The following is a 927-nucleotide window of genomic DNA, read 5'->3' on the forward strand; positions in this document are numbered from 1 at the left end:
CTCGTACTCGTCATTGAGCAGCCGAACCTGTTCGGGACGCAGCAGCGGCGCACCTTGAAACGAATTCTGAATGTTCCGGTCGAACGCTCGCGACTGGCTGTAGGAAATCGATTTGGCTTCAAACGTGTATTCACCGATGGCTTTGGAAATGTAGTTCGGAGTCTCGTCATCGGCCGTGGCCATGAACACTTGCAGTCCGGTATTGCTGAGAAAATTCTGCTTGCCAGCCTCTCCATAAGCCCCCGTTAGTGCCGAAAGGCTTTGGATGATGAGCATGAAACGCCCCTTGTAGCCCGCGATAGTCGTAATTGCGGTCTCGATCGCCTCCAGCTTCCCCAAGTGCTTGAACTCATCGAGCAGAAAGAGAACCTCGTGCTTTTCGTCCTGGCGGGGCAGCGACCGCTGTAGAATTGAAACGATTTGCTGAAAAAATAAGCGTATCAAAGGCGCGATCACCTCAAGGTCGTTCGGACCAACGCAAAGATAGATGCACGTTCTGCGACGGCGAAGATCATAGACCGAAAAGTCCGAGCGACTTGTAGCCGCCTTGACAGCCGGATCCGCCCACAAGTTGAGCCCGCCATCGCCGAGCACGGACGTGTAGGAGGTTAGGATTTTCGTGTCGTTCCCCGCCATGTCGTCGAAGATGCGTTGTGCCTCTTTGTTCCGGGTCTCCATGGCGAGCTGCGCGAAGAGCTTAAACTTCTCCCCCGGCTGAGCGAACAGATCATAGACGGCGCCGATTGTTGGCGTGCCCCGCTCGATGCAGGCAAGGATCCCCGCGACAAAGATATCTCGCGCGCCGCTGACGAAACCTTCCGCCCCCTCCCCCTTGGCCGTAATCAGGTTCGCGGCCAAGCGGCGGGCTTCGGTGAATTGCTGCTGTGGATGCAGTGCTATGAGATCCAACAGTGGATTGTAGCAGTT

1 protein-coding gene is annotated in these 927 nt (G+C 56.0%); it reads right to left on the reverse strand.

Translation table 11 applies throughout. The features are described 5' to 3' along the window. Positions 1 to 927: type IV secretory system conjugative DNA transfer family protein (locus AC0L3I_RS36905; RefSeq protein WP_473530230.1), on the reverse strand; the 927-nt coding region annotated here is incomplete at both ends.

The organism is Mesorhizobium sp. WSM4840 (genome assembly GCF_055811755.1).